This is a genomic window from Nostoc sp. S13 (genome assembly GCF_029379315.1).
In the GTDB taxonomy this organism is placed as follows: Bacteria; Cyanobacteriota; Cyanobacteriia; order Cyanobacteriales; family Nostocaceae; genus Nostoc.
This window is the reverse complement of sequence record NZ_JAQYWQ010000227.1, coordinates 1-4,090: the sequence shown is the minus strand read 5'-3', so window position 1 is coordinate 4,090 and position 4,090 is coordinate 1. Positions and strand designations below refer to the sequence as shown.

Here is a 4,090-nt window from a genome sequence, read left to right as displayed (position 1 = left end):
GTGGTCAACTTTCGTAGTGGCGGGTCTGAATCCCCCACTGATTGCATTCTGACGAATGTATTCTGACGAATGTATTCTTCTTCAAATAATATATTTATTTACGTTTTGGTGGAATCCCCCAAATTTTGATTTGTTGATCAAATCCACCACTGGCAAGAATTTTACCATTTGGACTAAAAGCGATCGCGCTTACCCAGTCTGTATGTCCACTCAGTGTATTTATTAACTCACCTGTAGTTAAACTCCACAACTTAATTCCATCTCTGCCAACACTAGCAAGGGTTTCTCCATCGGGGTTAATGGCGATCGCATTCACCCAGTTATTATGTCCTGTAAGGGTGCGGACTAATTCTCCAGTATTAATATTCCACAGTTTAATTGTGCGATCGCGGCTAGCAGTAATTAATGTTTCTCCATCTGGTGTAAAAATTACACCGCTAACAACATTAGAATGAGCGACAAATTCACTGATTAATTTACCAGTACTCAAATTCCACAGCTTGATTACACCCTTATTGTCACCACTAGCCAAAGTCTGCCCATCAGGACTAATGGCTAGGGTATAAATCGAATTATCAAAACTTACTAGAGTCCCTAGAGGGCGCTGCTGTAGCAAATCCCATAGACGAATCCCATCCAAACCTCCACTGATGAGAACTTTACTATCACCAGACACCACTAAAGATAATACGTTACTAGTATGTCCGACAAAAGAGCGGCTAAATTTTAAATTTTTCAGGCTCCAGAGGTTAATCGTGTTGTCATCACTACAGCTAGCGAGGGTCTGCCCATCTGGGGAAATCACTAAAGATTCTACGGCTGCTTTATGTGCTTTGCTAATATTCCCTAACTTTTTGCCGTTTGCGGGATTCCACAGGCGAATTACACCCTCGTTTTCTGCACCTCCACTCACAAGAATTTTGCTATCTGGACTGAAAGCAAGGGATTTAACGGTTCCGTTATGTCCTTTGAGTGTGTAAAGTAGTTGGGCATTAGCAAAGCTGTTGGGAGTTTGGGAGTTTGGGGTTACTTCAATGGCAGCATGAGCTTTATGAATGTAAAACCCTTGCCAGGTAGTCACTGGAAGGGCAACAGCTGTCATAAATGCCAAGATCATATACGGACGCAGAAAATTACTTCCACCTCTTCCCTCACTACTCACTCTTTTTCCTCACTTTTATAAATAGAGTTACCCCAATCAATTTTGCAGAGTTATTACCTAATAACTCTGCACTTCCTAAAGAGGTGGTTTTTTCTTAGAAACGCTTAACATTGGTAAAGGCGGACTAGAAGAACGAGAAGGCAAATAATGTTGCACTACAGGCTCCTCTGGTAGAGGACGACGCTGCTGGAAACGCCACAATTTAAAGCCTATTGCTATCCCTGTCGTTCCCAAACCAAAAGCAAACAACGACCAGCTATCATTCAATCCGCCAATCAGGGCATCCATAACGCCCATCGTCACCAATACACTGATTAGTGGCTCTTTTCGGTAGGTTGACTTCAAAAAACGAGGTAATACAGCATTCATCACAGCTTGGTTGGTTCCAGTTCACCTTTCATGTATATTTATCAAGAATACCTCACCCTAATTTGCCTTTCTCATCTAAGGCAGACACTAATATGATTTTCTTTAGTAGGGGAGGAAATTTACTCATTAATCGCCTTGCATGTACTAGTTGCAAGTCTATGATATTTCAATCACTAATAGGTATTTCGATTCCTCTCTTGCTTACATTCTAGGGCAATAATTTACGAATAAGTCTAATTAAAGTATCTAGGGCGAAGTACTTCACTATCAATCGTTAAAGTCAAAACCAACTGGTTGTTCCAGCTGGTTGAAACTCTTTTAATTATTAGCTTACAACTTCCATCTTGTACTTGTTTCTGGCACTACTTCAGACCCAGCCATGATAGCACCCCCTGATTAGTGACATATTCAATCACCACCATCAAAGCGAAGCCAATCATTGCCGCTCGACCATTCAAGCGTTCAGCATATTCGTTAAAGCCAAACTTAGGCTCCTCTAGTCTAGGTGTAATTGTTGGTTGTGGTTGTGTCATTTTTAAGAAACCTTTTTTGGTAAACGGTGAAAAGTCAGAGTAACTTATGAGCGGATTGCAGTGCTTGAATGCCAGGATGACTTGAGAAATTCAGCAACAGCTTTTTAGTAGGCAGCTATACAATCGCTCTTTTAATAAATTGTTACTATTCTTTATATATTGTATAAATACTGGGGTAATAGTCAAGGGTTAGAGTTTGGGGCTACTCAGATTAAATTTAGAGACTTAGAACAGAGATTAGCTATCTCTAATACAGCTATCTCCAATATAGAAATAGCAAGCTTGAGATTAGCAGGCTACAGTTAAACAAAAAAATTATCAGAGGCGGTATATGGAAATTGGCGTTCCCAAGGAAAATAAGGATCAAGAATTTCGGGTCGGTTTAAGTCCTTCTAGTGTACGGGTGCTGCGAGAAAATGGTCATAGCATCTTCGTCGAGACGCAAGCAGGTAATGGGGCTGGATTCTCAGATGACGACTACAGAAGTGCTGGAGCCGAGATTGTCCCGACATCAGAAGTGGCTTGGAATCGGGAATTGGTTGTTAAAGTCAAAGAGCCTCTGATATCTGAGTATAAATTTTTGCAAAAAGGGCAGATATTATTTACTTATTTACATTTAGCAGCCGATCGCAAATTGACAGAGCATTTAATTGATTGTGGCACTTGTGCGATCGCCTACGAAACTGTAGAACAACCTGGTGCTAACAGACTTCCTTTGCTCACCCCCATGAGTGTGATTGCCGGTCGGCTAGCAGTACAATTTGGGGCCAGATTCCTAGAACGTCAGCAAGGTGGTAGAGGTGTACTTTTGGGGGGTGTACCTGGAGTCAAGCCAGGCAAAGTAGTAATTTTAGGTGGCGGTGTTGTTGGCACAGAAGCAGCTAAAATTGCCGTAGGCGTGGGTGCGATCGTTCAGATTTTAGATGTGAGTGTTGAGCGCTTATCTTACTTAGAAACCCTCTTTGGCTCCAGAGTCGAATTGCTCTACAGCAACTCTGCTCATATTGAAGCCGCCGTCAAAGAAGCAGATTTGCTCATCGGTGCAGTTTTAGTACTGGGACGTAGGGCACCAATACTAGTATCGCGCGAATTGGTCAAACAAATGCGTCCTGGTTCTGTAATAGTTGATGTAGCCGTTGACCAAGGTGGTTGCATAGAAACGTTACACCCTACATCCCACACAAATCCGGTATATGTTGAAGAGGGTGTCGTGCATTATGGCGTTCCCAATATGCCAGGAGCAGTACCTTGGACGGCAACTCAGGCACTCAATAATAGTACATTACCTTATGTTGTCCAGTTGGCGAATTTGGGAATTTTGGCATTGGAAGTCAACCCAGCATTAGCTAAGGGTGTGAATGTGCAGAATCATCGCTTAGTACATCCTGCTGTGCAACTGGTATTCCCTGATTTGGTAAATTAAGGTGTGCAAGTATTAGGCGATCAGTTATTTTAATCGAGATAGCGATCGGTAATCAGACTAATTTTCTTGCCAAATGCGCGGATCGGTAGCTGTACAAAATGAGAATAGGCAAAAGATGGTTGCATCTCCATCTATACAAGGCTTTCAGCAAAATAGTACATTTAAACCATCCGCGCATCAGTTTGTTAAGCAGAATCAAGAGTGACTTCAAGAGAATTTGACGATAATTTTGGCTTTTAACTAAAACATTTATGTCCCCAATAAATTTTAGTTAATACGTCATGTGCAATGATAAACTGCTCTTGTAGGGACTAATTTTTTCGTGTCTTGTGCTAAGCGCCTAAGTTTCAATGTAATTGTTAGCAAAACGCCAATAGCAAATACTATTAATGAGTTTATGCTAAAAATTATAGAAACTTTAGAGACATAAATACTTTAATTAGAGCCAGGTTTAACTTTTAATATTTAGCTAAATAAATTTGTTTTTATCTAAAATATAAAGTTGAATCAAACAAAAATTATCGTTAAGTAGGTGGGCAGAGGAAAAGCGAAATGTGTAAAGCAATGTTAACAAGAGGAATAATTGTTAAATTTGAAACGTTC

General features: G+C 40.7%; 4 protein-coding genes. 1 reads left to right on the top strand and 3 read right to left on the bottom strand.

Annotated elements, in window-relative coordinates:
* Positions 1-94: 94 nt before the first annotated feature.
* From PUQ00_RS32480 to PUQ00_RS32470, 3 genes are all read right to left on the bottom strand, one after another.
* A complete protein-coding gene (locus PUQ00_RS32480; protein WP_300424092.1) occupies positions 95-1,102 on the bottom strand; it encodes a WD40 repeat domain-containing protein in 1,008 nt (335 codons plus the stop codon).
* 135 nt (positions 1,103-1,237) lie between these two features.
* On the bottom strand, positions 1,238-1,531 hold the full coding sequence (locus PUQ00_RS32475) for a hypothetical protein (RefSeq protein WP_300424090.1): 294 nt from the start codon (positions 1,529-1,531) through the stop codon (positions 1,238-1,240).
* Positions 1,532-1,893: 362 nt separating this feature from the next.
* Complete coding sequence (locus tag PUQ00_RS32470) at positions 1,894-2,064, bottom strand: chlorophyll a/b-binding protein (protein WP_300424089.1); 171 nt, start codon at positions 2,062-2,064, stop codon at positions 1,894-1,896.
* A 331-nt stretch (positions 2,065-2,395) separates the two neighbouring features.
* On the opposite strand from PUQ00_RS32470, the gene ald reads away from it, so the two are divergent.
* Positions 2,396-3,487 carry an alanine dehydrogenase gene (gene ald / locus PUQ00_RS32465; RefSeq protein ID WP_300424088.1) on the top strand — a complete coding sequence of 364 codons (1,092 nt, stop codon included), beginning with the start codon at positions 2,396-2,398 and terminating at the stop codon, positions 3,485-3,487.
* Positions 3,488-4,090: the final 603 nt, after the last annotated feature.

Coding starts and splice junctions, on each gene's coding strand:
- PUQ00_RS32480 (WP_300424092.1), bottom strand. CDS start 1,102: ATGACAGCTGTTGCCCTTCCAGTGACTACCTGGCAAGGGTTTTACATT.
- ald (WP_300424088.1), top strand. CDS start 2,396: ATGGAAATTGGCGTTCCCAAGGAAAATAAGGATCAAGAATTTCGGGTC.
- PUQ00_RS32470 (WP_300424089.1), bottom strand. CDS start 2,064: ATGACACAACCACAACCAACAATTACACCTAGACTAGAGGAGCCTAAG.
- PUQ00_RS32475 (WP_300424090.1), bottom strand. CDS start 1,531: ATGAATGCTGTATTACCTCGTTTTTTGAAGTCAACCTACCGAAAAGAG.